We start from the raw sequence: 23,555 nt of genomic DNA on the forward strand, positions 1-23,555 counted from the left end.
AGCATGCATGAAATCGGAAAAAATTTCGGAAGCCGTGGTCCGCAGATTACCTGTATACTTGCGCTATTTGAATGAGCTTCAGAAAAGGGAGGTCTCCACGGTTTCCTCCCAGGAACTGGGGCAGAAACTGGACCTCAATCCTGCTCAAATTCGTAAGGACCTAGCGTATTTCGGTGATTTTGGACGGAAAGGGATCGGATATGACGTATCTTATCTGATCGAGAAAATTCGCCAGATTCTAAAGCTGGACCAGAAGATCAATGTCGCATTGATTGGGGCCGGTAATCTTGGACATGCATTATCGAATTACAATGCATTTCTGAAGGACAATATGAAGATTGTGGCGGTTTTCGATTCGTATTCTCCCAAAGTTGGTATGAAAATTAACAATTTGGTCGTACAGCCGATGGAGGAACTGGAGAAGACGGTTCATGAGTACGGCATTCGTATCGGGATTATCACCGTTCCGGATTTTGAGGCGCAGAATGTAGCGAATCAACTTATCGCGGCAGGCATCGAGGCTATCCTGAATTTTGCGCCGACCATCCTGAAAGCTCCACCCCATATCCGGATCCATACGGCAGATTTTACTACGGATTTGCAGAGTTTGGCCTATTATTTGGATAACGGCAAGGAGGATGCAGCACATGACGACAACGAAGTGGATGGTTAAAAACGGAACGTTTGCGGTACTAGAGGAAGGCAGATCCGTGTTACGTGGATATATGGTCGTGGAGAACGACCGGATCACTTACCTGGGTGAAGAAGAGCCGACTGTCCAAGAGGGAACAGAAATCATCGACGGAACCCATCTGTTTTTCCTGCCTGGATTGGTGAATACGCACGGACATGCGGCCATGTCGCTTCTTCGCGGGTATGGCGACGATCTGGCACTGCAAGTATGGCTTCAGGAAAAAATGTGGCCGATGGAAGCCAAATTCACGGCCGACGATGTATACTGGGGAACCTCGCTCTCCGTGCTGGAGATGATTAAAGGCGGAACCACGACATTTGTGGATATGTATGATCATATGGATCAGGTTGCAAAGGTAGTAGAGGACTCAGGCATGCGCGGCGTTCTGACGCGCGGTGTCATCGGATTATGTCCGCCTGAGGTGCAGCAGCAGAAGCTGGAAGAGGCGGTTGCATTCGCGAAAGACTGGCATGGTCAGGCTGACGGTAGAATTACGACGATGATCTCACCGCATGCACCCTATACGTGCCCGCCGGATTTCATCGAAAAATTCGTGCAAGCGTCACATGATTTGAATCTGCCTTTGCATACGCATATGTCCGAAACGGAAACGGAAGTAGCTCAGAACGTAAATGACTACGGACTTCGCCCTGTTGCCCATCTAGAGAAGCTTGGCATGTTCTCCCGTCCAACGCTGCTTGCGCATGCCGTCCATCTGACCGATGAAGAAATCGAAATTCTGGCCAAACATCAAGTTATGGTTTCGCATAATCCAGGCAGCAATTTGAAGCTTGCCAGCGGCATCGCTCGCGTGCCTGCACTGCTGAAAGCCGGGGTCACCGTGTCTTTGGGTACCGATGGACCTGCCAGCAATAATAATCTGGATATGTTTGAAGAGATGCGGCTCGCCGCACTGATCCATAAAGGAGTAAGCGGGGATCCAACCGCAATTCCAGCATCCGAAGCGCTTCGGATGGGTACAGAATATGGAGCCAAGTCAGCCTTCCTTACGGATATTGGTACGCTTGCGGTAGGCATGAAGGCAGATATGATCGCACTGAACACGGATCAGGCGCACTTCCTTCCGAAGACGGATTACATTTCTCATGCTATCTACTCCGCCAGTGCGAAGGATGTAGAGCATGTATGGGTTGACGGCAAGCAGGTAGTGAAGAATGGCGCGAGTCTCACTCTCGATGAGGAACGTATCCGCCGGGAAGCGCAGCGTGCCTTTGAGCGTCTTACAACCCTCTAGGGAATAATCAAGGGGAGCGAGGAAGACGGATTTGAAGAAAAAAACGAAGTGGATATTGCTGAGTGTATCCGGCGTGCTGCTGTTACTGCTTGGTTTACAGCTCTATTATTCATATGTGATGAAAGATGCTTGGAATGAAGAAAGAATGGCAATTGCTGCCGCCAAACAGCATGGCCAATTGGTTACGTCCGGGAAGACCTATAAATCGGTGTGGGGCGAGGACAATAACTATTGGGTGATAAGCGGGAAGGATCAGGACAATCAAGATCGTATGGTATGGGTGAAATTTACGGATGACAACGTACCTGTTGAAGGTGCCGACGCTGTCCAATCCGTTTTGTTGAATACGGGGTTGTCAGAAGACCAGATGCGGGAGCAGATTTATAACGAATTGCCTGGCGCAGAAATTAAGCGGCTGCTGCCTGGAATGTATGAGGGCGAGTATGCCTGGCAGCTGCAGTATGAACACAACGGTCAGCGCGGTTATCGGTTTTATCGTTTTCAAGACGGTAACACCATCGGTAATGACATTATTCTTCCAAATCAATAAATAAGAAGTAGAGAGGGGCCCTTTAATATTCGCGGGTTCCTCTCTTATTTTCTCTATAATTGTAAGCGTATTCAGAAATAATATGGAAAAACTGTTCTAAATATTTTCACAGACATGCATGAAAAAGTATATAAGATGTGATATACTCATACTTGTACAAAATGAGCATATAAACTACATGCATCCCTATATATCGTTGTTATATGTATTATTGTATTGCAACATGATAGACAAAATTTCATACAGAAATGAAGGAGGAACTTCATGAAACTACGCATTGTACCTATCGTGCTGACTGTCGTGATCTCAGCATCGGTTCTCTTTGGCGGATGGTTTCTGTATCGGCAGATGGCTTTGCAAAATCCGCTGGCCAATGTTGTGTCACAATATGACGGCGTTAAGGATTCACATATAGATATTAAACAGAATACCGTTACTTTGAATCTTGATTTGGCTCCGGATACAAATTTGCAAGGCTTAGTCCAGCATATTAAGAAGGAAGGCAAGTCTGTGATTGGCAATCGGGAATTGAAAATCCAGGTGGAGGATCATTCCTCGGAAGCACTGGATCAATGGTGGGAGAAGGCGATGCTGTCAGTCGCTGAAGCGATGGATAATAAGCAGTATACCGATATTCAATCATCGCTCGAGCAGCTTGCTGCCCAGTCTCCGAATCTGAAAGCAAAAGCAACGATTGATGACACCAACGTCTATGTCAGCTTGTCAGACGGCAAGTCTGGTAAATTTATAATCTTGCCGCGTCAGTCTGGCAACATGGAGGTGTGGAATCATGCCTAAATTAGCTAAAGAAATCATGTTAGGCTTTATTCCGGTTTTGCTGGTATTCCTTGTGTTTGTCGGCGTGAACATCGTGCCCCTGCTCATCGCTGCAGCACTTGTAGGCGGCTTGTTGTTTATCGCGAAGATGAAGGGCGGCATCGCAGTAGGCGCAGCGAATGAGCGGAAGCGGAAAAAGAGCGGACCTGCCAAGCTGACGTTCGAAGAAATCGGCGGGCAGGATAATGCGAAGCAAGAGCTGCGTGAAGCACTGGATTTTCTGATTCGTCATGAAGACATTAAGAAATTCGGGATTCGTCCATTGAAGGGCATTCTTCTCACCGGGCCTCCGGGAACAGGGAAGACGTTGATGGCTAAAGCCGCTGCCCATTACACCGATTCGATCTTTGTCGCTGCATCCGGCAGTGAATTTGTTGAGATGTATGTCGGTGTTGGTGCAGGGCGCATCCGGGATTTGTTCAAGGATGCCCGTAACCGTGCGGCAAAGGAAAACAAGCAAAACGCCATTATCTTCATCGATGAGATCGATGTCATTGGCGGTAAACGCGAAGGCGGCCAGCAGCGCGAGTACGACCAGACGCTGAATCAGCTGCTAACCGAGATGGATGGCATCTATTCGCAGGATACTCCTCGTATTCTGGTAATTGCCGCGACAAACCGGAAAGAAATGCTGGATAGCGCACTGCTGCGTCCAGGGCGTTTCGACCGTCACATTCAGGTCGATCTGCCGGATAAGAAGGGACGCACTCATATTTTGAATCTGCATGCGGGCAATAAGCCGCTGCATGAAGATGTCGACTTGGAGAAAATCGCCGAAGAAGCATACGGCTTCTCGGGCGCACAACTCGAGAGCGTCATGAATGAAGCGGCCATTTACACGATGCGCGAGAATGAACAGTTTATCCATCAGCGTCATTTGTCCATGGCGATTGACAAGGTAATGATGGGTGAGCGTTCCGACCGTGAATCGAATTTGGAAGAGAAGAAGCGCGTTGCCATACATGAATTGGGACATGCTATTATGGCAGAGCTTGTGCGTCCCGGCAGTGTGAAGCAAGTTGCACTCAGCCCGCGTGGTAAAGCGCTAGGTTATGTTCGTCATAACCCGCAGGAGGAACAATATCTATACACGAAAACCTTCCTGGAAGAGCAAATTATGATTGCGCTTGGCGGTGCGGCCGCCGAAGAGATCTTTTACGGAGGCCGAAGCACAGGCTCAAGCAATGACTTTGAGCAATCGCTGAACATCGTGGAGACGATGATGAAGTCAGGTTTGACGTCGCTGGGCATTGTTAACATGAACATGGTAACAACTGAAGAGTTAATGAAAGAGAATAATGTGATTTTGGAAGAGTTAATGAACCGCACCAAGAATCTCTTGGAACAGAAACGGCCAATATTCGACAATTCACTTGATATCCTGTTGAAGGAAGAAATTCTCTCGGGGGAACAATTTCGTTGTCAATTTCGTGAAAACGCGCTTTTACCAGCATAAATTGTTATGCTGGTTATTTTTTTTTACTTTTTTGTCGTGCTAAGATATTATTATACTTTGTGCTCTGAAAATGTATTTTTCGACAAATGGGGTACAATAAAGTATAGAGATAAGGAAAGGGTGGAGTAGAAACCATGTACTTCAAAAAAATCGGCGTCGTAGGCGGCGGGACTATGGGGCAGGGCATTGCGGAGATGCTGGCAGCCAAAGGTCTTGACGTACTGCTCGTAGAGAAAACTCCAGAGAAACTGGACTATTCATACCGAATGATCGAGACCAGTCTAGATAAACAATTGGAGAAGTGGGGAATTACCCAGGCAGAGAAGAAATTGATACTGAACCGGATTCAAAAAGTAACTCATTTTGCCGAGCTTAGCACCTGCGATATGGTGATTGAGACCATTATAGAGGACTTGGAAGCGAAGAAAGAGGTCTTTACACAGCTTGATCAAGTATGTCCGAGCCATGTGATATTAGCAAGTAATACATCCACGCTTAGTTTGACGGAGCTCGCCAGCTCTACCAAATATCCTGAGCGTGTTATTGGCATGCACTTCATTCATCCTGTTTCCAAGGTAGACCTTGTTGAAATCATCCGCGGTCTGAAAACTTCCGATCATACGTTTACGGAAACGAAGCGCTTTGTTGAAGAAGTTTCGGATAAAAAAGGCATCATGGTATATGAGTCTCCAGGTTTCGTTACAACCCGCATGATTACCCTCATGATCAATGAAGCGATGCACTTGCTGCAAGAGGGCGTGGCTTCGGCGGAGGATATCGATGACGCAATGAGAATCGGATATAACTTCCAGCATGGACCGCTTGAGATGGCCGACCGTTTCGGTTTGGATTCCATTCTCGCTGCGCTGGAGCGCATGTTCCGCGAGTACGGCGAACTGAAATACCGTCCATCGATTGTCTTGAAGAAACTGGTCCGCGCAGGGCAACTGGGCGTTAAAACCGGAGAAGGCTTTTTCAAGTACGATAAGGATGGTGACCGGGTATGAATATTCTCGTAATTAATGCAGGTAGTTCTTCACTGAAGTATCAACTGTACAACATGACGGATGAATCCGTGCTGGCAAAGGGCTTGGTCGAACGGATCGGCATGGATTCCTCGATTCTGACGCATAAGCCGACGGGAAAACAGGATGTAACCGAAGTCAGCGAAATTCTGGAGCATACCACGGCCATCCGCAAAGTGCTGGGCATGCTCACGAACGAGGAGCACGGCGTGATCGATTCCATCGACAGCATTCAGGCCGTTGGACACCGCGTCGTGCACGGCGGGGAGTCATTTAAAGAATCCGCGCTCGTTGACAGTGACGCCAAAGCGGAAATCCGCCGCTTGTTCGATTTGGCTCCGCTTCACAATCCTGCATCGATGATGGGGATTAAAGCAGCAGAAACCAATATGCCGGGCGTCCCGCAGGTCGTTGTATTTGATACGGCGTTCCATCAGACGATGCCGGAGAAATCATACCTGTACGCTATTCCGAGAGTACTTTATAATAAATATAAAGTACGTCGTTACGGTGCGCACGGCACGTCCCACGCCTATGTCAGCCAGGCAGCGGCAGAATTTCTGAACCGGCCGCTGGAGGATCTGAAGATCATAACCTGCCATATCGGTAACGGTGCTTCCCTGACAGCAGTAAAAGGCGGGAAATCCATCGATACCTCCATGGGGATGACCCCACTGGAAGGGCTCATGATGGGTACGCGCAGCGGTGATTTGGACCCTGCAATCGTACCGTTTGTCATGAATAAGGAAGAGCTGACCGTCAATGAAGTGAACTCCATGCTGAACAAGCACAGCGGCTTGCTGGCGATTTCCGGAATCAGCAGTGATATGCGTGAGATTACGGAAGGCATGGAAAAAGGCGATCCGAACTCCACATTGGCCTTTGAAATGTATGAGTATCGCCTTCGTAAATACATCGGATCTTACGCTGCCGTCATGAATGGCGTGGATGTCATTGTATTTACTGCGGGCGTCGGCGAGAATTCGGTCGTTCTTCGTCAAAGAGTGCTTGAGCAGCTTACCTATCTCGGAGTAGAATTGGATGAGGAGCTGAACAGCATTCGTTCCGGCGAGCCGCGCCGTATTTCTGCGGCAAATTCGAAGGTCGAGGTACTAGTGATCCCTACCAACGAAGAACTGGTTATTGCTCGGGATACGCATCGTATCGTACAAGCTTCCAACCGTTAAATAGTAGTGATATAAGGGAGAGATTTAAGCATGGCCACCAAAAGTGTGATTCGTAACGTCAACCAGCATGTCGGCGAGACCGTCACGATCGGCGCCTGGATCAACAACAAGCGTTCCAGCGGCAAGATTCAATTCCTGCAGCTTCGCGATGGATCCGGATATATCCAGGGTGTTGTTGTGAAGAGCGAAGTATCCGAACAAGTATGGGATGACGCGAAAAGCCTGACACAGGAAAGCTCGTTGTACGTGACGGGTGTTATACGTGAAGAGCCGCGGAGCCAATCGGGTTACGAGATGACGGTTACCGGCATTGAAATCATACATCTTACGGAAAACTATCCGATTACGCCTAAAGAGCATGGCGTCGATTACTTAATGGACCATCGTCATCTGTGGCTTCGTACCCAGAAACAACGTGCGATCATGGTAATCCGTGCTGAAATTATCCGCGCGGTTCAAGATTACTTTGATTCCAACGGATTTACGCTGGTGGATCCTCCGATTTTGACCCCAACTTCCGCGGAGGGTACAACGAATCTGTTCCACACGAAGTATTTTGATGAAGATGCTTATTTGACCCAGAGTGGGCAGTTATACATGGAAGCTGCCGCTATGGCGCTCGGTAAGGTATACTCTTTCGGTCCGACGTTCCGTGCCGAGAAGTCCAAAACTCGCCGTCACCTGATCGAGTTCTGGATGATTGAGCCTGAGATGGCCTTCACGGACCATGAGGAGAGCCTTCAGGTACAGGAGCAGTTCATTAGTCATGTGGTGCAGTCCGTGGTTAAAAACTGCCGCCAGGAGCTTGAAACGATCGGTCGCGATATTTCGAAGCTGGAGGCGATCCAGGCACCATTCCCGCGGATCACGTACGATGAGGCCATTGAATTCCTGCATACGCAAGATTTTGATATTCCTTGGGGTGAGGATTTTGGCGCGCCTCATGAAACGGCCATTGCCGAGAAGTATGACAAGCCGGTCTTTATTACCCATTACCCGGCGGGAATCAAGGCTTTCTACATGAAGCCGGATCCGAATCGTCCGGAAGTCGTTCTGTGTGCGGATATGATCGCTCCGGAAGGTTATGGCGAGATTATTGGCGGATCGCAGCGGATCGACGATCCGCAGCTGCTTGAAGAGCGCTTCAAGGAGCATGATCTGTCGATGGAAACCTATCAATGGTATATGGATTTGCGTAAATACGGCACCGTTCCTCATTCCGGCTTCGGTCTAGGTCTTGAGCGTACCGTTGCCTGGATTTGCGGTTTGGACCATGTGCGTGAAACGATTCCGTTCCCACGTACTCTGTACCGGTTGTACCCGTAAGCCGTGAGAGGTGAGTCTATGGACCACGACGGTAACGTGGACACAGGCGTGAATGGGTGGACGGCCGGCGCCGCTGCCGGCATGAGTCAAGGAATGGCGATCATTCCTTATGCCTTGCTCAAGCATTACCGGTCACTTGGTTTAAGCGACCGTGAAGCCATGCTGGTCATTCATTTGATTGGTTATCAGCAGGTGGAGTTCAAGGCGTTTCCTTCGCTGGAGGAGCTTGCGGAAGTGACGGGGGCTCCCACCGAATTCATCGCTACCAGCTTGCAGCGCTTGATGAAGGTAGGGCTGATCGGGATTGATGAGTATGTGGACGAAACCCAGGGGATTCATTACGAGCGCTACAATCTCCACGGATTGTATGAAAAGCTCGCTTCATGCCTGGCTGAAGAGCACAAGGAAAAGACCCCTGAAGGAACCAAGTTTGCGTCTCCGCTTTTGAATGCCCGCCCTGCTACCAGCAAATCAGCTGTTTCGGGGAATTCTGTTCCTGAGAAGGAAGAGCGGAATTTGTTCACCATTTTCGAAAAAGAGTTTGGCCGCCCGCTGTCGCCCATGGAGCTGGAAACGATCTCCGGCTGGGTTGATGCGGATCGCTATCCGGACGAGTTAATCCTATTGGCTCTGAAAGAAGCGGTATTTGCGGGCAAACTGCATTTCCGCTACATTGACCGGATCCTGCTTGAATGGAGCCGCAACCGGGTGCGTACCGCACAGGATGCCAAAGCCTATACGCAGAAATTTAGAAATATCGGAAGATAGATCAGAAGCACGTCCGCTACGGGCGTGCTTTTTTGTGTGCATGATCTGTTCAATTCATGCAGTTTAAGTCCTATGATTAGCAGGAGAACTTCCCGGGATCAACGAATGGATATAGGTGCAGCACGCTAGAAGGGGAGTTGGAGATGAGATACAAGGCCATTATTTTTGATCTGGATAACACGTTATTAGACTATAGTCAGAGTGAAAGGACATGCATGCAGCAAGCACTGGAGCACTACCGGCTGCATGAGGATCTGACGTGGGAGGAATTCTGGAGCACGTTCGGACCGATTAATTTTAATTATTGGGTGAACCGAATTCAGAACAATCACGATATTAGGCAGGTGCTGGAGCATTCCTTCACGGATACCTTCCTAAGGTTGAAGCGGGGGTTCAATCACTTCCGGGAGATATCGGAAACTTACTGGGGATTGTTTTGCAGTTCCAACCATATGGAGCCTAATGCCGACCTTATTTTGGAGCATCTGCATGGTGACTTTGCGCTAGGGGTCATATCCAACGGCATTGGCGAAGCACAGCGTAAACGCCTGACAACAGGAGGATTGTTTCATTATTTTGACTCCTTCATCATTTCGGATGAGGTGAAGTGCTGGAAGCCGGACCCGCAGATCTTTGAACTCGCATTGCAGGAATTGGCGGTAGGTCCAGGCGAGGTGTTATACATAGGGGATTCGCTTACGGATGATTATGAAGGAGCAACGAGAGCCGGAATTGATTTTTGTTATTATAATCGCCGGGGTACCCCTTTAAGTGATCATCATCGTCCTGCTTATATGATCAGGGATCTCCTGGAGATTAAGGATCTGGCTTAGGAATCATGCATGGAGGAGGATAATCTAATGGGATACAATCATATTTTATTTGATTTGGATGGCACCTTGACTGATCCGCGTGAAGGCATTACGAAAGCCGTAAGTTATGCACTCGGTCAGCATGGGATTATCGTAAACGATCTATCCGAGCTGGAATGTTTTATCGGTCCTCCGCTCCAGGCGACCTTTACCGAAAAATATCATTTTAGTGAAGCCGAGGCTTGGGGCGCCGTATTGAGCTACCGTGAATATTATAAGGACACCGGCCTTTATGAAAATGAGGTGTATGGTGGAATACGTGAATTATTGGGTTTGCTGTTATCCCAAGGGCGCCGCTTGTATGTCGCTACCTCCAAACCTACGGTTTTTGCCGAGACAGTCCTTGAGCATTTTCAGCTAACCGCTTATTTTTCCATGGTGTGCGGGAGCGAACTGGACGGTTCCCGGTCCGCCAAGACTGAAATCATTCAGCACGTTCTGGATACATGCCGGATTCATACATCGGAAGCCGTTATGATTGGAGACCGGAAGCATGATCTGATTGGAGCGCGAAACTGCGGGATACACAGCATTGCTGCAGGGTATGGGTATGGTTCCGAAGAGGAGCTGGCGGCATGCGAGCCCACTTATCATTTTAAAACCGTGGAGGAAATGCTTCGGTCGTTTGCAAGCTTAGCGGTTTAATATCGGCTTATCAGGATGAGACTGAGCCCTTCGATTTTTCGCCTAACATCGGTTATAATGGTCATAACCAGTCGGAATGTCATAATTTGTGAAGGGAGGGGTAAGATCATGATGGGAAGATTGCAGATGTGCTCTATGCAAAGTCTATATGATGAACAACGGCGGTTGTTTGCATGGAGCGATGAGAAAGTTACCGCCTGATTACCTCGTGTAGAGAGGCCGTTTATCTAATGGACTTTGCATCCTTAAAACCTTATTTTAATTTTAAGGAGCAGAGCTACCATGAAATATATAAACGCGGATATTATCCTTCCAGAGGAATTGTTGAAGGAAGTACAGAAATATGTACAGGGCGGGATGGTGTATATCCCGAAACCTGAAGGGTTACGCAAGAAATGGGGAGAAAACTCGGGAAGCCGGGTGTATTTGAAAAAAAGAAACCTGGAGATCCGGCAGTTGTTTGCGTCGGGCGCTACCATTGACCAGCTTTCTTCTCAATTTTGTTTATCCTGCGATTCCATCAAAAAAATTGTATATACCAAAAACAAGTAATGCAAAGTCACATTGGAACTGATTCTGATGTGGCTTTTTCTTATGTATAAAAGTCATTTTAAACCAACCGTTATATAGGAAGTACAGTTGCTGAGCAATTATAATCATTCAAGAACGTTCAAACCATGGAGCAGAGGTGAGTATATGAATGATTTTTTTCAATTTGTAACAGAAGAACAACGATGTGCGCTGCTCGATAAAGCTAAAAGGGTTGCAATATCGGCACTTCAGCAATATAACCTGAGATGGGTTGAGATTGAATATATCGGTATTTCGGACACGATTACATATCGAGTTAGGACGAGCTTAGATAAAACATACTTGTTGAGAATCCATTCGGATCGACGGTGCAGTCATGAAATAGACTTAGAGCTTCAATTCCTGGATGCCCTTATTACAGCAGGTATCAAAGTGCCGACAGGTATAACCACTCCAAGTGGGTTAAGATGGTTGAAAATCGGTACGGAGGATGGATTCACCTTCACCCATGTCACCGTGATGAAATGGGTGGAGGGTGTGCATGCCCATGAAGCACTTACAGAAGATCAAGCTTATCAGGTAGGTGTCTTGATGGCCAGAATGCATGAAACTGCACTTGACTTCAAAAGTTCTTCTGATCTTCGTAAGCCCGTATGGGGGATGAACAGTTATAAAGAAGCGCTCGCCAAGCTGGAACGATATGCGGGAACTTTTTTGTCGGAAGTCTCATGGTCACTGTATCAACTCGCAGCTGAAAAAGTTATATCCCAGCTTGATCATATGAAGGCTGATGATTGCAACTACGGTCTCATTCATGCCGATTTACATTTGGGGAATGTAGTATTTGAAGGGGAAGTTCCTCATCCGATTTATTTTGGTAGATGTGGCTACGGTTTTTTTCTTTACGATCTGGCGGCGGTTATGTTATCACTTGTTCCGTACCAAAGATTTAAAGTGCTTCAAGGATATGAAAGCATACGATCGTTGGGATCGGATTATTTTCAGTCTCTGGAGTGTTTTTTCATCATGATCATGATGGAGAATTATAGCCACCATGCCTCCAATCCAAGAGAGACAGAAAGTATAAAGGGTGAGCAAATCTATGCGCTAGCTTATATTCATGAATATTTGCACGGACGCCCGTTTCTGCTGAATGTGGTAGAGCCCATAGAAATAGACGATGCACCAATCTCTAGTTGATCCGGCCATAATAGAAGGGTATCATGATATCATAATACGTGTTACAGAATGGGAGAGAATTGCTTGCAAGTTACGAACCGCCCAGGTGAACATATCACCTGCTTGATCATCATGATTGCCACCATCGTATGGGTTCAATGGACATCATTCCTTCTATCCGCGGCGTGGGGAATCGGACTGATCCTGTTAATATATACATTGTGCAAGCTAAGAAGCGTACGCAAGATATCGACTCAAATAAATGACACGGCCATCGTGGCCCTTATCATGGTGATAGGTTATATGCTCTATCATTCTTCTGGTGAAATCATCAAACATGGATTAGCGGGGGACGATGCCTGGGCCATCATCCTATCGAGGTTAAGCCTGATATTATTTGTATTACCCTTTGCACTGGCGGCCATGTTAACGAAGAAAAAACCGTTATACCTTGCCACGGGTTCATGGGGAACAACGATTTATTTTCCATGGATATTCAAAGGCCCGGTACAAGACCCGATCTGGCGTTTCATGCTCATTTTCCTGGTTGTCGTCTGTTCCATTTTTTCATTCTTTATTGACTGGGGACAGCCGCATTTTCTCGTTCTTATCGGTTATGCACTATCATTTGCGCTGATCAATGCCGTCCTTGAGGAGCTGCTGTGGCGGGGATACATACTTAGTCATTTTGTAAGTGGATTTGGTGAGCTGAAAGGGCTCGGCATCGCCGGAGTTACCTTTGGTTTATACCACTACCACCTTGGTTTTTCATGGCCAGTTTGTCTGCTGTTTTCAATCTTTGGGATCATGATGAGTGGCGTGGCTATTCGTTCCAAAGGGTTGATTCCCGTGATGGTTATGCATTTTGTGATGAATGTTTTATTTGTTCTTAGCGGCATGATCCTGTAAATCAATCGAATTATAAGGCAAAAACTTCAGCCTGCTTGGAGATGATAAAGCGTATGAAGCGATCATGGCAAATGAATTTATTTTTTGCATGTTTGGTTGTCATTTATTTTATCCTTGGGTTCATGTTGCTGCGTTACGCATGGAACTCCTGGATTCCGTGGGATGTGCCCGAAAGCGATGTTCTTGTCCTATTTGTTATTATCGTGGTATTAATACCTGTATCCGCGGTTTGTTCGGAGTGGACCATCCGGGGATTGGCGAAATTGCTGAGAGGATCGTATTAACTTCCTAAGAAGGGCGTCGATAGACGTTCTTTTTTTGTTTTGACCGGTATGGGCAGACTATGGGACGAGCAATGTTGGTCTTGTTTTATATTATCAAAAATTTTTTTGAAAAAAGTGCAGGGGCAGCTTTCAGAGCTGACGTCTATGTATTTGGGAAGGAGGGGAGAGTTATTGATGCTGAAACGTTAATCACGCGTATCCTGCAAGGTGATCAAGAAGCCTTTCGGGAACTGGTGAACCATTACAGCCAGCACGTGTTCCATACGGCATACTCGGTCCTGCGGGATGCCAAGGAAGCGGAAGATGCGTCGCAGGAAGTGTTTATTCAAATATACAAAGCTCTCCCCCAGTACCGATCTGAAGGCTTTAAAACCTGGATTACACGCATCACGCTAAATAAAGCGATTGATATGAAGAGGAAGCTTTCCCGTAAACCGCCGGAGCAGCTGCATGGCGAACATGATGAAGTGCTGGATAAACTCCCTTCCCGGGACGAAGACGTGGTTTCTCTGCTCGTACATAAGGAGAGAAGAGAGGAACTTCGAGAGAAAATTAAACAATTGCCGGACAATCACCGCGCCATTATAACGGCTTTTTATTTGGAAGAGAAAAACTACGAACAAATTGCAGCCGAGCTGGATGTCACGGTCAAGACGGTGGAATCGAAATTATACCGGGCCAGACAATGGATTCGGAAATCTTGGAAGGAGGAGGAATGGAAATGAACGTAAAGGATAACGAGCTTAAGATGCTGACGGCACGATATGTTAGAGGAGAAGGCTCGGCAGAAGAACGGTCTTCTTATGAAGAGCTCATGTTATCGGATGACAGCGTGCTGGAGATCTACATGCAGGTACTGGCGGAGCTGGATTCCGAACTCCCTGGCCTGTCAGACCCGGAAGCTTTTACGCAGCAGGTGGTGGAACACGAACAAATTAAGCCATACACCCATAGAGCACCTCTGCGGATTCAGGAACGCCCGAAGCGATGGTACGAACGCGCGATCGTTCACTACACCATTGCCGCCTCCATTACCATGCTGTTTCTCTTCACCGGGGCTTTTGACCGACTTCTTCCCGGCGAAATGAATCATGATGTTCCATTATCCGAAACACCTTCCTACAGTGAGCAATGGGTAGAAAAAACAACGGGCTGGCTTGACCAGCTATTGTCCAGATAAGAAAAAGAAAGGAAGATGCCAAGTGCAACCGCAAAAAAGTAAAGGGTTTGCCTTTATATTAAATATCCTTCCGGGCCTCGGCCATTATTATTGGGGGAGAAAGGGACGCGCCCTGCTATATCCGTTCTTGTTCTTCGGAAGCCTGTTCGGTGGATTTGTGCTTGGGATCATGACGGCTTCCGACGCGGTTTTTGCGCTGGGAATTATCGGAGCCTTAATGATCTGGGGAATCAGCATGCTTGACCTGCTAATTGCTTTGATCCGGTATACGCCTATAACGATTATCCACGATGAATATGGACGTCCGATGGAGATTCGTCAGGAAAAGAGTGATGAGTCAGAACGCTTTTATACCATATTGCTGTCCTTCATACCCGGTTTGGGGCATTTTCAACTGGGATTGATGCAGCGAGGGTTGTCATTCCTGATCGCATTCTTCGGACTTGGAACGATTCTGCTGTTCTTGACAGGCTTGACTCACGAATCGGTATTCCTGCTGTTTCTGGGCATGCTGCCTATTATTTGGCTCTACTGCATGTTTGATGTGGTTCAGCTGGTTCACCGTAAGCAAGCTGGAGAATTTCTTATCGATCGCACGCTGTTTGATGAGCTCGAGAGCGGCAGAGAGAGCGGACGCCGGAGTAAAGTGTTTGCCACCTTGTTATCGGCGTTTCCCGGAGCGGGTCAAATGTATTTGGGATTGCAAAAACGCGGACTGCAGCTCATGGTCCTATTTCTTGGCAGCATTTATGTGTTGGATGTACTCAAGCTGTCGCTGTTCCTGTTCTTGATTCCGTTGATCTGGTTTTATGCATTCTTTGACGGTCTGCAGCAAGTAAGCCGTTACGGCAGGGAGCCGCTGCGCGATCGACCGATCATCTCGGGACTTGGGAATCAGCAGCGCTGGCTCGGACTTGGACTGCTTGTACTCGGTATCTATTTCGTATTTAGCAGTGTTGTGATGCCTTATATCGATACACATTTTCCTCATCTGCAGCTGGATTACCGCATACGTTCCTACTTGAAGACCGCGATTATCGCCGTTCTTCTTATCGGAGGAGGAATCAAGCTGATGACTGGCTCGAAAAAGGATTCGTTAAGGGGAGAGCGCTCATATTATGATACCGACAACGAATGAGATGTCCATTCATGATTTGGGAAACATTCATCGAAGTCTGAACGGCAATGGCGAGTAGGTACACTCTCTAGGGGACTATCCTTGCTCGTACCCGGTATATATTCAGCATTCTTCTCATCGGGTTTCTGACCTTCTGCACAGAACCAAAAATAGATATGAACGAGATATGGAGGGAGATATCGTGGCCAAGAATCTGTATTACCTGTTGTATATTGCTCTATTTGTTGTGACATGTTTGTTTATCTTCAATGCTTATGCATCACCGGATCAGGTACCTGCGCCTTCGATCTCTTTAACGGAGCATGAGCAGAATCGGCTATAGTTTATATAAGACGGATTGTAATATGAAGTGCGACACCTAAACAGAAATAGCCCATGGGAACAATTCGTGTAGAATGAAGTTACCACACACCATTCACACAAGGAGAATCATCCCATGGGTTACACTCATCTTAACATAACCGAACGCAGTCAGCTAGAAATCTTGCTACGCTTAGGATGGTCAAACCGAGCCATCGGAAAAGAATTAGGACGGCATCATTCTGCAATTGCTAGAGAACGGTTGCGCGGAGTAGACGCAGATGGCGTGTACTCCGCGCAACGCGCACATTCGGCTTACCACGAACGCCGAATGTTTAGCAGACCTGCAGGAAGTTTTACTACGGAGCTGGCCCAGGAATTAGAAGCGAAGCTTGCGCAAACTTGGTCTCCGGAACAGATCGCCGAAGAACGTCGTATGAGTGGGAAACCCTTTGTCTGCTTTAAGACAATCTACCGCTGGTTATATGCGAAGCGCATTGCTGCAGGTGAAGTAAAGGTACTGCGCCATAAAGGGAAGCGACGTAAGCCCACTGAGACACGTGGGCGCTTCCTCGTGGGAAAGACCATTAGTCAGCGCCCCAAAGAGATCCGTAAACGAGAATCATTCGGGCACTGGGAACTGGACACAGTAGTCTCCAGTCGTGGTAACAGTCGCGCTTGTGCCGCTACATTCATCGAGCGTAAAACAAGGCTCTACGTAGCTGTGAAGATGCCTGACCGTACGGCCCACTCCATGGAGGTGGCCTTTGGCGTTGTTGCAAGCCAGTACCCCCAAGGGACATTCCAGACGGCTACTGCGGATCGAGGGAAAGAGTTCGCCTGCTATAAGCAGCTAGAAACCTTTCATGGCGTGGATGTCTATTTCGCTGATCCCTACTCATCATGGCAACGTGGATCTAACGAGAACAGCAACGGCCTACTTCGAGAGTTTTTTCCAAAGGGTCATGATCTCGCTGAAATTACCGATGAGGAACTGGCCGATGCTATCCGCCTCATCAACCTCCGGCCCCGAAAGTGTCTAGGTTGGAAGTCTGCTCACGAATCGTTCATGGCAGAGCTGTCGCACTTGGCTTGACAATCCGTCATAAAGAAAAAACCTGTAAACGATTATGAATCGTTTTACAGGTTTTTTAATTTTCGTTCAACGAGTATGTATATCAGGATAAAAACGATCACGGTCGCAATGCCTGTCGTCATGAAATGGCCGGTAAGCCTGGCGATCAGTAGCAGGATGACTCCAAAAATCATCAGCAGCAGACTGACATAGGCGTTGGCAACTTTAAAGTTCCGTTCATTTTTGAGAGATGACGTAGTTTTATAAGCATAAAAACTCTTGGAACTTTTGGGCGGAATCAAAAAGAGGACCAAACCATACAAAACAAATACGATGCCAATGGCTAAACTTTCGAGCATCCCTACACACTCCTAACGGAAATATAACGCCGGATGCACCCCAAGAACGCTGGATAAGGGAGCATCCGGCTGTTCAAGCCCTATATCTGCAAATATGAATATATTACTTGGATCCGGCTGCATTCAGAAGCAGACGACGGTAGGCGTATTCGAATATAAACTCAAAAGCCTCCAGATGTTTCTTGGCTTCGAATGCATTTTTGCCCCAGGCATAGATGCCGTGGTTACGCAGCAATATGCCGGGTACCGCAGGATCGAGCGCATCCGGAACGAGCTCTGCAATCCGTGGAATGTCTGCGTAGTTCGGCAGGATCGGAATGCGAATCGCCGCGTCTTCTTCCCAAATGTTAAAGGCTTTGATCAGCTCGATTCCTTGGGCAGGGACATAACCTTGTTCCCCATACCAATCGCTGATCAGATTGTTGTCGATGGTGTGCACATGGAAAATGGCACCGCAGCCGGTCTTGCGATAAATTTCGCAGTGAATCAAGGTTTCCGCGCTAGGTTTTAAGCCGGTTGCTTCGCAAGGCACGCCGTTCTGATCCACAAAAAGATAATCTTCAGGCGTATGTACCGACTTGTCTTTTCCGCTGGCTGTCACCGCAAAATAAAACTGCTCCGGGTTGAACTCGCCAACACGGACAGATAGATTACCGCTGGTGCCGGGGAACCAGTTTCTAGAAGCGAACAGTTCCTTGATCCCTCTAAGATCCTGCAGGGCAGCTTGTTTCTGTTCAAGCTGGATATCTGAAAATGCCACTTACAGCACCTCCTGTTTAAACTTGTCTTTCATGTCGTTCTGGATATCGGTAAATGTCTCGAAGGGTACATGATGTACGCCTAGCTTCTTGCATTGCTCGGTGAGCGAGGAGCGGGAATAAACCAGATCCGCTTGCTTGGCACCTTCAAAATCGGTCAGGCTGTCACCGATCAGAATGCGGTAATACCGGTCGGCCGGAAAACGGTCCATCACCGTGACCTTGCACATGCCGCAGTCGTTATGGCAGGATTCCTTGCAAGGATGAGGCCAGGTAATCTCAATGTGATCCCCTTCGAAATTGGAGCCGTTGCAGAAGATATGGTCTGCCGGGATGCCAAAAGGCTTCAGCAGAGGATCGACAAAGAAATCGATGCCGCCGCTTGTAACGTAGAATTCAATCTGTTCGGATTTTAAATAATCCAGGAATGCACTGAAGCCTTCCCGAATCCCTGCATGGTTTAGAACATATTCGGTAATTTCTTCTCTCATGGAGGAAGGGAAGAGCGCGAACATGCGGCCTACGCCTTCCCGAATTGAAATGGTGCGGTCAAGCGTGTCCTGCATGATCGACTCAAAGCCTTCCGGTTTGAAGTGCTTCATAATGGCGACGATGTTATCGTTGTTTGTGATGGTTCCGTCGAAATCGCAAAAAATGATCGGCTGTTTATCTCCAGATGTCATACTTCTCCTCCCCAGATGTCCAATGCGGCTTTCAGCTCTTCGTGTTCCTCGGCAAAGTGGGCGAGTGGCACGGATTTCATCGTCGCCTCGATCGCTTGTACAAAGGCTTTGCCGCCCGCTTCGGTTCCCATCGGATGTCCGTGGATTCCGCCGCCAGCGTTAACGACCACATCGGTGCCAAAGTCCCGGATGATGCGGGGAACGAGTCCAGGATGAATTCCTGCGGATGGTACCGGCATGCTTCGTTTCACGCCAAGTTTAGCGCTGTGCAGCTCGTCGCGTATCGCGAGATTCTCTTCTCTCGGCATCGTTACCGATCCGTAAGGAGAAGGGAAGAGCACCAGATCCGCGCCGGCAATCCGCATCAGCTGGCCGAGCAGCAGCGGAGCCGTTATCCCATAGTACGGAGAAGGATAAATGGCCCCGGCAAGCGCAGGGTGAGCCGCAATAGGCACGGTGATATCCGGATCACTGCTTAACTCTTGCAAAACGTCATACCCATAGGACAGCACATTAAAGAGCAGGGCGTTAGCGCCGGCATCAATCGCACGCAGCGCTTGCTCACGCAGCCTCGACGTCCGTCCGGTCAGATTGGCTGCATACAGCAGTTTTTTGCCTGTCTGTTGTTCCACGTCGGCAGCAGCCTGGATGCACATGCTTACCCGTTTTTCGATTGGGGTGAGGTCGTTCTCGAACAGGATTTCATCATCTTTGATAAGATCCACCCCACCAAGCGCCTGACGGATAAATTGGGCTCTAAGCTCGTCCGCATTCAGTCCGATTACTGACTTGAATATGCTCATGAGCAGAGGGCGGTCATGGACGCCGAGTAGATCGCGGACTCCGTCGATGCCATATTTCGGTCCGGGAAACGCACTCAAGAAGTCGGGAGACAAATCCAGGGAAGTCAGTTTGATGCGCCCGTCCATGGAAATTTTGCCGAACACGGTCACCAGCAGGGCTGGGATATCCCGGCTGAAATTAATGTCCGGATAAGCAATGCTGACGTCCGCATACCGGCTGCCTGGCTCCCAGCCCTCGTGAACCTGAATGTCAACAACTTCGCCAAGATGCTTCTGCATCGCTTCACGCTTGGCTTGCGGCAGCTCGGTCCAGCTGCCGACCGTCATGCCAACGGCGATGGAAGTCGCCTTCTTACGAAAATCCGCCTGGTCGTCATAGATTCGGTACGTTGCGATACAGCGGCTCATGAGATCTGCTCCTTCAGCATGGCGCCCATTTCTTTGGAACGCTCAGCACAGCGGTTCACGGCGGCAATGACGGTTTCGAAGAAATCGCCTTTATCGAGCGTTTCGAGGGCCGCTTGCGTTGATCCGTTCGGGGATGTAATTTTCGCACGAAGCGATGAAGGCTGTTCCCCGGTCTGCTGCACCATCCGGGCGGCGCCCAGAATGGTTTGGAGTGTCAGCTCGCGGCTTTGTTCCGGCGTCAAGCCGCCGCGGATCCCTGCGGCAGTCATGGCTTCCATCATGTAATAGAAGTAAGCCGGACCACTGCCGGATATACCGGTCAGGATATCCATCTTCTCTTCTTCAATGACCGTTACATTACCAACAGCTTCGAACAAGGTCATGACCAGTTGGCGCTGTTCTTCGCTGATTTCCTTCGAGAACGCGATTCCTGTGGAACCAAGCCCGATGGAGGCGGATGTATTCGGCATCGTACGTGCAATGGGCTGCTGGGTTCCAAGCAGCGTCTGCGTCGTATAAATCGAAAGTCCGGCAATCACGGAGATGATCAATTGATCGCTTGAGAGCTTCGGTCCCAGTTCTTTTAACGCTTTAGCAGCATCCTTCGGTTTCATGGCAAGCACGATCACCGGCGAAGTTTTCAGAATTTCGATTTTAGCGGCATCGTCGTTATTGATCTGGACACCATAGCGCTCACTCAGTTCCTGAAGGCGCTGAACATTGCTCCGATTAAGCATCGTAATATTCTCAGGAAGCACGACAGAACGGCTGACTAATCCTCGTACGATCGCTTCGGCCATCGAGCCGGCGCCGTAGAAGGTGATTGCTTTATCTATTAAAGGTCGGTTCTGCGGGGATTGGCACATCGTTATTTCCTCCTTTATGGCTTTAGATGAATGATTTATTCGCGTATTTGACCACTACCGATAATAACATATTTGGAGGAAGTAAGCGCGGGTAATCCCATAGGACCTCTGGCATGCAGCTTCTGGGTGCTGATCCCGATTTCGGCGCCGAAGCCAAATTCAAAGCCATCGGTGAAACGGGTCGAAGCGTTATGATAAACAGCAGCTGCGTCTACTTCCTGCAAGAAGCGCTGCGCATGATCCTTATCCTCCGTAACGATACATTCCGAATGCTTTGTGCCATTAATCGAAATATGCTCAATGGCCTCATCCAGGTGATCCACGATTTTGATGTTTAAGATATAGTCGTTGTACTCGGTAGCGTAATCCTCAGACGTCGCTTTTACAGCCCAAGGAACGTAATCCAGGGTACGCTGACATCCTCGCAGCTCGACGTTACGCTCGCGGAATGCTTCAGCCAGCACGGTCAGATGTGATTTGGCATAATCAGCATGGACGAGCAGGGTTTCCATGGAATTGCAGACCGAAGGGCGCTGCACCTTGGCATTGAGACTGATGGCAACTGCCATGTCCGGCTCTGCCGATGCATCTATATAGGTATGACATATCCCGGCTCCGGTTTCGATCACGGGCACCGTGGCATTTAACACAACGTTCTGGATCAGCGAGCTCCCGCCGCGAGGGATAATGACATCCAGCAGTCCGTTGAGCTTCAGCATTTCATCCACGGAGGAACGGTTCGGGTCCTCGATAAGCTGAAGCGCATCCTTAGGCAGTGCGGTGCGTTCCATAGCTTCGTGAAGCACCTCGATGATTTTGCGGTTGGAGGAGAGGGCGGAAGAACCCCCGCGGAGTACGACCGCGTTGCCTGTCTTCAAGCACAGTCCGGCTGCATCGACCGTCACATTTGGACGTGCTTCATAAATGATGCCGATCACGCCAAGGGGAACACGTTTCTTGACGATGTTCAGTCCGTTCGGGCGATCGATCGTTTCCAAGGTGTCGCCGATTGGGTCCGGCAGCTTAACGATTTGGCGTAAGCCTTCGGCAATGCCCTCGATTCTGGTTTCATTCAGTGCCAATCGGTCCAGGAGGGAGGCGGAGGTGCCAAGCTCCTTCCCGCGACGTAGATCCTCCGCGTTTGCTTCCATAATATCAGCTGTCCGTTGGATCAGTGCGTCTGCCATGATGAGCAGAGCCTGATTTTTCTCCTCGGTGCTCAGTCTGCCAAGACCGAATGCGGCCTGTTTGGCCAGCTTGGCTTTATTGCGAACCTCACTCATAATAATTCCTCCTTAGATGGATGATTAGGAAAAGCATTATTGGTTATGGGAACCAGATTATTTTAACGTGATCCATTCATCTCGGTGAATGACCTCAAGCCGATGGATTTCCCCGATGATGCCGATTACTTGACTGCTCGGCAAACCGAGTACGGCTTGCAACTGGTCCTCATCGTAATTGACGATCCCCCTGCCGAGCCTTTCGTTGTTCATATTAACGACTTCCACCACGTCCCCGGCATGGAAGCTGCCTTCGATCCGTTTAATGCCAACGGGAAGGAGGCTGTGGCCTCCGTGAATCAGCGCCTTCTCGGCGCCCGGATCGACAACGATCCGGCCTAGCGGCGAGGACATAAAGCCGAGCCACTGCTTTTTCATCGGCAGAGAGGATAGGTGGGTAGCAAAATAGGTGCCTTTACCTGCATGCTCAAGCGCCTTAAGCAAATCGCCGGTCTCGCTGGCTTTGCCAACGAAGACGGGGACACCGCCGCGGGTGGCGATTTTGGCAGCATCGATTTTCGATCGCATGCCGCCTGTACCTACGCTGGAACCAGCGCCTCCTGCCATGCTGTAAATCTCATCGGTAATTTCATCAATTTCCTCATATTTCGTTGCATCCGGCGACTTGCGTGGATCAGCCGTGTACAAACCATCCGTATCGGTCAGGATGATTAATTGCTGGGCGCGGACCAAGTTCGCAACCAGAGCGGATAACGTATCGTTATCGCCAAATTTCAGTTCGTCAATGGAAACGGTGTCGTTCTCATTAATAATCGGAATAACGCCTTGCTTCAGAAGCTCCGTAATCGTCATGTTGGCATTATTCATGCGTTTGCGGTTCGCGAAGTCGCCTCTCGTCAATAGAATTTGCGCGGCCTTCAATTGATGGGTGGCCAGCGCATTCTGGTAAGCACGCATCAGCAGCGCTTGGCCCAGTGCGGCGGATGCTTGCTTCTCATGCAGCAGCTTCGGTCTGCTCTCGTAGCCGATCTCTCGAAACCCTGCTGCGACGGCGCCGGATGTCACGAGCAGAACCTCATGACCGGCTTTGCGGAGAGCGGCAAGCTCTCCGGCAAAGAAGGCGATGGAATCAAGATTAAGTCCGCCCTCGTCTGTCGTAAGGGAGCTGCTTCCGATTTTTACGACGATGCGCGATAGCATCGTGATCACTTCCTTGTATTTAT

27 protein-coding genes are annotated in these 23,555 nt (G+C 48.8%); 20 read left to right on the plus strand and 7 right to left on the minus strand.

The features are described 5' to 3' along the window. Window positions 1–7 precede the first annotated feature (7 nt). The 20 genes from MKX98_RS11930 (at window position 8) to MKX98_RS12025 (ending at window position 17,232) form a co-directional block, all read left to right on the plus strand. The gene (locus MKX98_RS11930) at window positions 8–673 is read left to right on the plus strand and encodes a redox-sensing transcriptional repressor Rex (RefSeq protein ID WP_194541963.1); all 666 of its coding nucleotides are present in this window, start codon (window positions 8–10) and stop codon (window positions 671–673) included. After that, entirely contained in the window at window positions 648–1,949 is a 1,302-nt protein-coding gene (locus MKX98_RS11935; RefSeq protein WP_220685826.1) for an amidohydrolase, read from the plus strand. Before MKX98_RS11930 ends, MKX98_RS11935 begins: the two co-directional genes overlap by 26 nt. Before the next feature lie 31 nt (window positions 1,950–1,980). Next, window positions 1,981–2,499 carry a DUF5590 domain-containing protein gene (locus MKX98_RS11940; protein ID WP_194541965.1) on the plus strand — a complete coding sequence of 173 codons (519 nt, stop codon included), beginning with the start codon at window positions 1,981–1,983 and terminating at the stop codon, window positions 2,497–2,499. Between the two features lie 264 nt (window positions 2,500–2,763). Beyond that, window positions 2,764–3,297: a hypothetical protein gene (locus MKX98_RS11945; protein ID WP_071218371.1), complete on the plus strand. Its 534-nt coding sequence runs from the start codon at window positions 2,764–2,766 to the stop codon at window positions 3,295–3,297. After that, window positions 3,290–4,792 (plus strand): AAA family ATPase, encoded by a 1,503-nt coding sequence (locus tag MKX98_RS11950; RefSeq protein ID WP_071218370.1) that lies wholly within the window; start codon window positions 3,290–3,292, stop codon window positions 4,790–4,792. The genes MKX98_RS11945 and MKX98_RS11950 overlap by 8 nt, the downstream gene beginning before the upstream one ends. 134 nt (window positions 4,793–4,926) lie before the next feature. After that, window positions 4,927–5,799, plus strand: a complete 873-nt coding sequence (locus tag MKX98_RS11955) for a 3-hydroxyacyl-CoA dehydrogenase NAD-binding domain-containing protein (RefSeq protein ID WP_071218369.1) — start codon at window positions 4,927–4,929, stop codon at window positions 5,797–5,799. After that, window positions 5,796–7,004, plus strand: coding sequence for an acetate kinase (locus tag MKX98_RS11960; protein ID WP_194541966.1), 1,209 nt, complete (start codon window positions 5,796–5,798; stop codon window positions 7,002–7,004). Before MKX98_RS11955 ends, MKX98_RS11960 begins: the two co-directional genes overlap by 4 nt. Window positions 7,005–7,034: 30 nt before the next feature. Then, a complete protein-coding gene (gene asnS / locus MKX98_RS11965) occupies window positions 7,035–8,330 on the plus strand; it encodes an asparagine--tRNA ligase (RefSeq protein WP_194541967.1) in 1,296 nt (431 codons plus the stop codon). An 18-nt stretch (window positions 8,331–8,348) separates the two neighbouring features. After that, window positions 8,349–9,098, plus strand: a complete 750-nt coding sequence (locus MKX98_RS11970; RefSeq protein ID WP_071218366.1) for a DnaD domain-containing protein — start codon at window positions 8,349–8,351, stop codon at window positions 9,096–9,098. Window positions 9,099–9,241: 143 nt separating this feature from the next. Continuing rightward, a complete protein-coding gene (locus MKX98_RS11975; RefSeq protein WP_339223108.1) occupies window positions 9,242–9,931 on the plus strand; it encodes an HAD family hydrolase in 690 nt (229 codons plus the stop codon). 27 nt (window positions 9,932–9,958) lie between these two features. Beyond that, on the plus strand, window positions 9,959–10,615 hold the full coding sequence (locus MKX98_RS11980; RefSeq protein ID WP_339223110.1) for an HAD family hydrolase: 657 nt from the start codon (window positions 9,959–9,961) through the stop codon (window positions 10,613–10,615). Between the two features lie 282 nt (window positions 10,616–10,897). Next, complete coding sequence (locus MKX98_RS11985; protein WP_071218363.1) at window positions 10,898–11,167, plus strand: CD3324 family protein; 270 nt, start codon at window positions 10,898–10,900, stop codon at window positions 11,165–11,167. A gap of 144 nt (window positions 11,168–11,311) precedes the next feature. Further along, complete coding sequence (locus MKX98_RS11990; protein ID WP_339223112.1) at window positions 11,312–12,346, plus strand: phosphotransferase; 1,035 nt, start codon at window positions 11,312–11,314, stop codon at window positions 12,344–12,346. 267 nt (window positions 12,347–12,613) lie between these two features. After that, a complete protein-coding gene (locus tag MKX98_RS11995) occupies window positions 12,614–13,234 on the plus strand; it encodes a type II CAAX endopeptidase family protein (protein ID WP_339223114.1) in 621 nt (206 codons plus the stop codon). A 53-nt stretch (window positions 13,235–13,287) separates the two neighbouring features. Continuing rightward, the gene (locus tag MKX98_RS12000; protein ID WP_071218361.1) at window positions 13,288–13,518 is read left to right on the plus strand and encodes a hypothetical protein; all 231 of its coding nucleotides are present in this window, start codon (window positions 13,288–13,290) and stop codon (window positions 13,516–13,518) included. Window positions 13,519–13,589: 71 nt separating this feature from the next. After that, a complete protein-coding gene (locus MKX98_RS12005; RefSeq protein WP_339223117.1) occupies window positions 13,590–14,243 on the plus strand; it encodes an RNA polymerase sigma factor in 654 nt (217 codons plus the stop codon). Continuing rightward, a complete protein-coding gene (locus tag MKX98_RS12010) occupies window positions 14,240–14,698 on the plus strand; it encodes a hypothetical protein (RefSeq protein ID WP_194541973.1) in 459 nt (152 codons plus the stop codon). The genes MKX98_RS12005 and MKX98_RS12010 overlap by 4 nt, the downstream gene beginning before the upstream one ends. Before the next feature lie 22 nt (window positions 14,699–14,720). Next, window positions 14,721–15,836 (plus strand): hypothetical protein, encoded by a 1,116-nt coding sequence (locus MKX98_RS12015; protein WP_194541974.1) that lies wholly within the window; start codon window positions 14,721–14,723, stop codon window positions 15,834–15,836. Between the two features lie 181 nt (window positions 15,837–16,017). Continuing rightward, entirely contained in the window at window positions 16,018–16,158 is a 141-nt protein-coding gene (locus MKX98_RS12020) for a hypothetical protein (protein ID WP_194541975.1), read from the plus strand. 114 nt (window positions 16,159–16,272) lie between these two features. Further along, window positions 16,273–17,232: an IS30 family transposase gene (locus tag MKX98_RS12025; protein WP_339223120.1), complete on the plus strand. Its 960-nt coding sequence runs from the start codon at window positions 16,273–16,275 to the stop codon at window positions 17,230–17,232. A gap of 44 nt (window positions 17,233–17,276) precedes the next feature. Here MKX98_RS12025 and MKX98_RS12030 read toward each other — a convergent pair whose 3' ends face one another. The 7 genes from MKX98_RS12030 to proB all read right to left on the minus strand — a co-directional run bounded on the left by MKX98_RS12030 (window position 17,277) and on the right by proB (window position 23,532). Beyond that, window positions 17,277–17,570 carry an SdpI family protein gene (locus MKX98_RS12030; protein ID WP_071218358.1) on the minus strand — a complete coding sequence of 98 codons (294 nt, stop codon included), beginning with the start codon at window positions 17,568–17,570 and terminating at the stop codon, window positions 17,277–17,279. Window positions 17,571–17,673: 103 nt separating this feature from the next. Continuing rightward, complete coding sequence (locus tag MKX98_RS12035) at window positions 17,674–18,330, minus strand: methylthioribulose 1-phosphate dehydratase (RefSeq protein ID WP_113056887.1); 657 nt, start codon at window positions 18,328–18,330, stop codon at window positions 17,674–17,676. Further along, window positions 18,331–19,011, minus strand: coding sequence for a 2-hydroxy-3-keto-5-methylthiopentenyl-1-phosphate phosphatase (locus tag MKX98_RS12040; RefSeq protein ID WP_220685818.1), 681 nt, complete (start codon window positions 19,009–19,011; stop codon window positions 18,331–18,333). It lies immediately after the preceding gene. Beyond that, entirely contained in the window at window positions 19,008–20,222 is a 1,215-nt protein-coding gene (locus MKX98_RS12045) for a 2,3-diketo-5-methylthiopentyl-1-phosphate enolase (RefSeq protein ID WP_194541978.1), read from the minus strand. The genes MKX98_RS12040 and MKX98_RS12045 overlap by 4 nt, the downstream gene beginning before the upstream one ends. Continuing rightward, window positions 20,219–21,088: a pyrroline-5-carboxylate reductase gene (gene proC, locus MKX98_RS12050; RefSeq protein WP_071218354.1), complete on the minus strand. Its 870-nt coding sequence runs from the start codon at window positions 21,086–21,088 to the stop codon at window positions 20,219–20,221. Before proC ends, MKX98_RS12045 begins: the two co-directional genes overlap by 4 nt. Window positions 21,089–21,123: 35 nt before the next feature. Continuing rightward, window positions 21,124–22,371, minus strand: a complete 1,248-nt coding sequence (locus MKX98_RS12055; protein WP_194541979.1) for a glutamate-5-semialdehyde dehydrogenase — start codon at window positions 22,369–22,371, stop codon at window positions 21,124–21,126. Between the two features lie 57 nt (window positions 22,372–22,428). Next, complete coding sequence (gene proB / locus MKX98_RS12060; protein WP_220685815.1) at window positions 22,429–23,532, minus strand: glutamate 5-kinase; 1,104 nt, start codon at window positions 23,530–23,532, stop codon at window positions 22,429–22,431. Between the last annotated feature and the right edge of the window lie 23 nt (window positions 23,533–23,555).

Origin of the sequence: Paenibacillus sp. FSL W7-1332, assembly GCF_037969785.1 — a bacterium.
In the GTDB taxonomy this organism is placed as follows: domain Bacteria; phylum Bacillota; class Bacilli; order Paenibacillales; family Paenibacillaceae; genus Paenibacillus_AQ.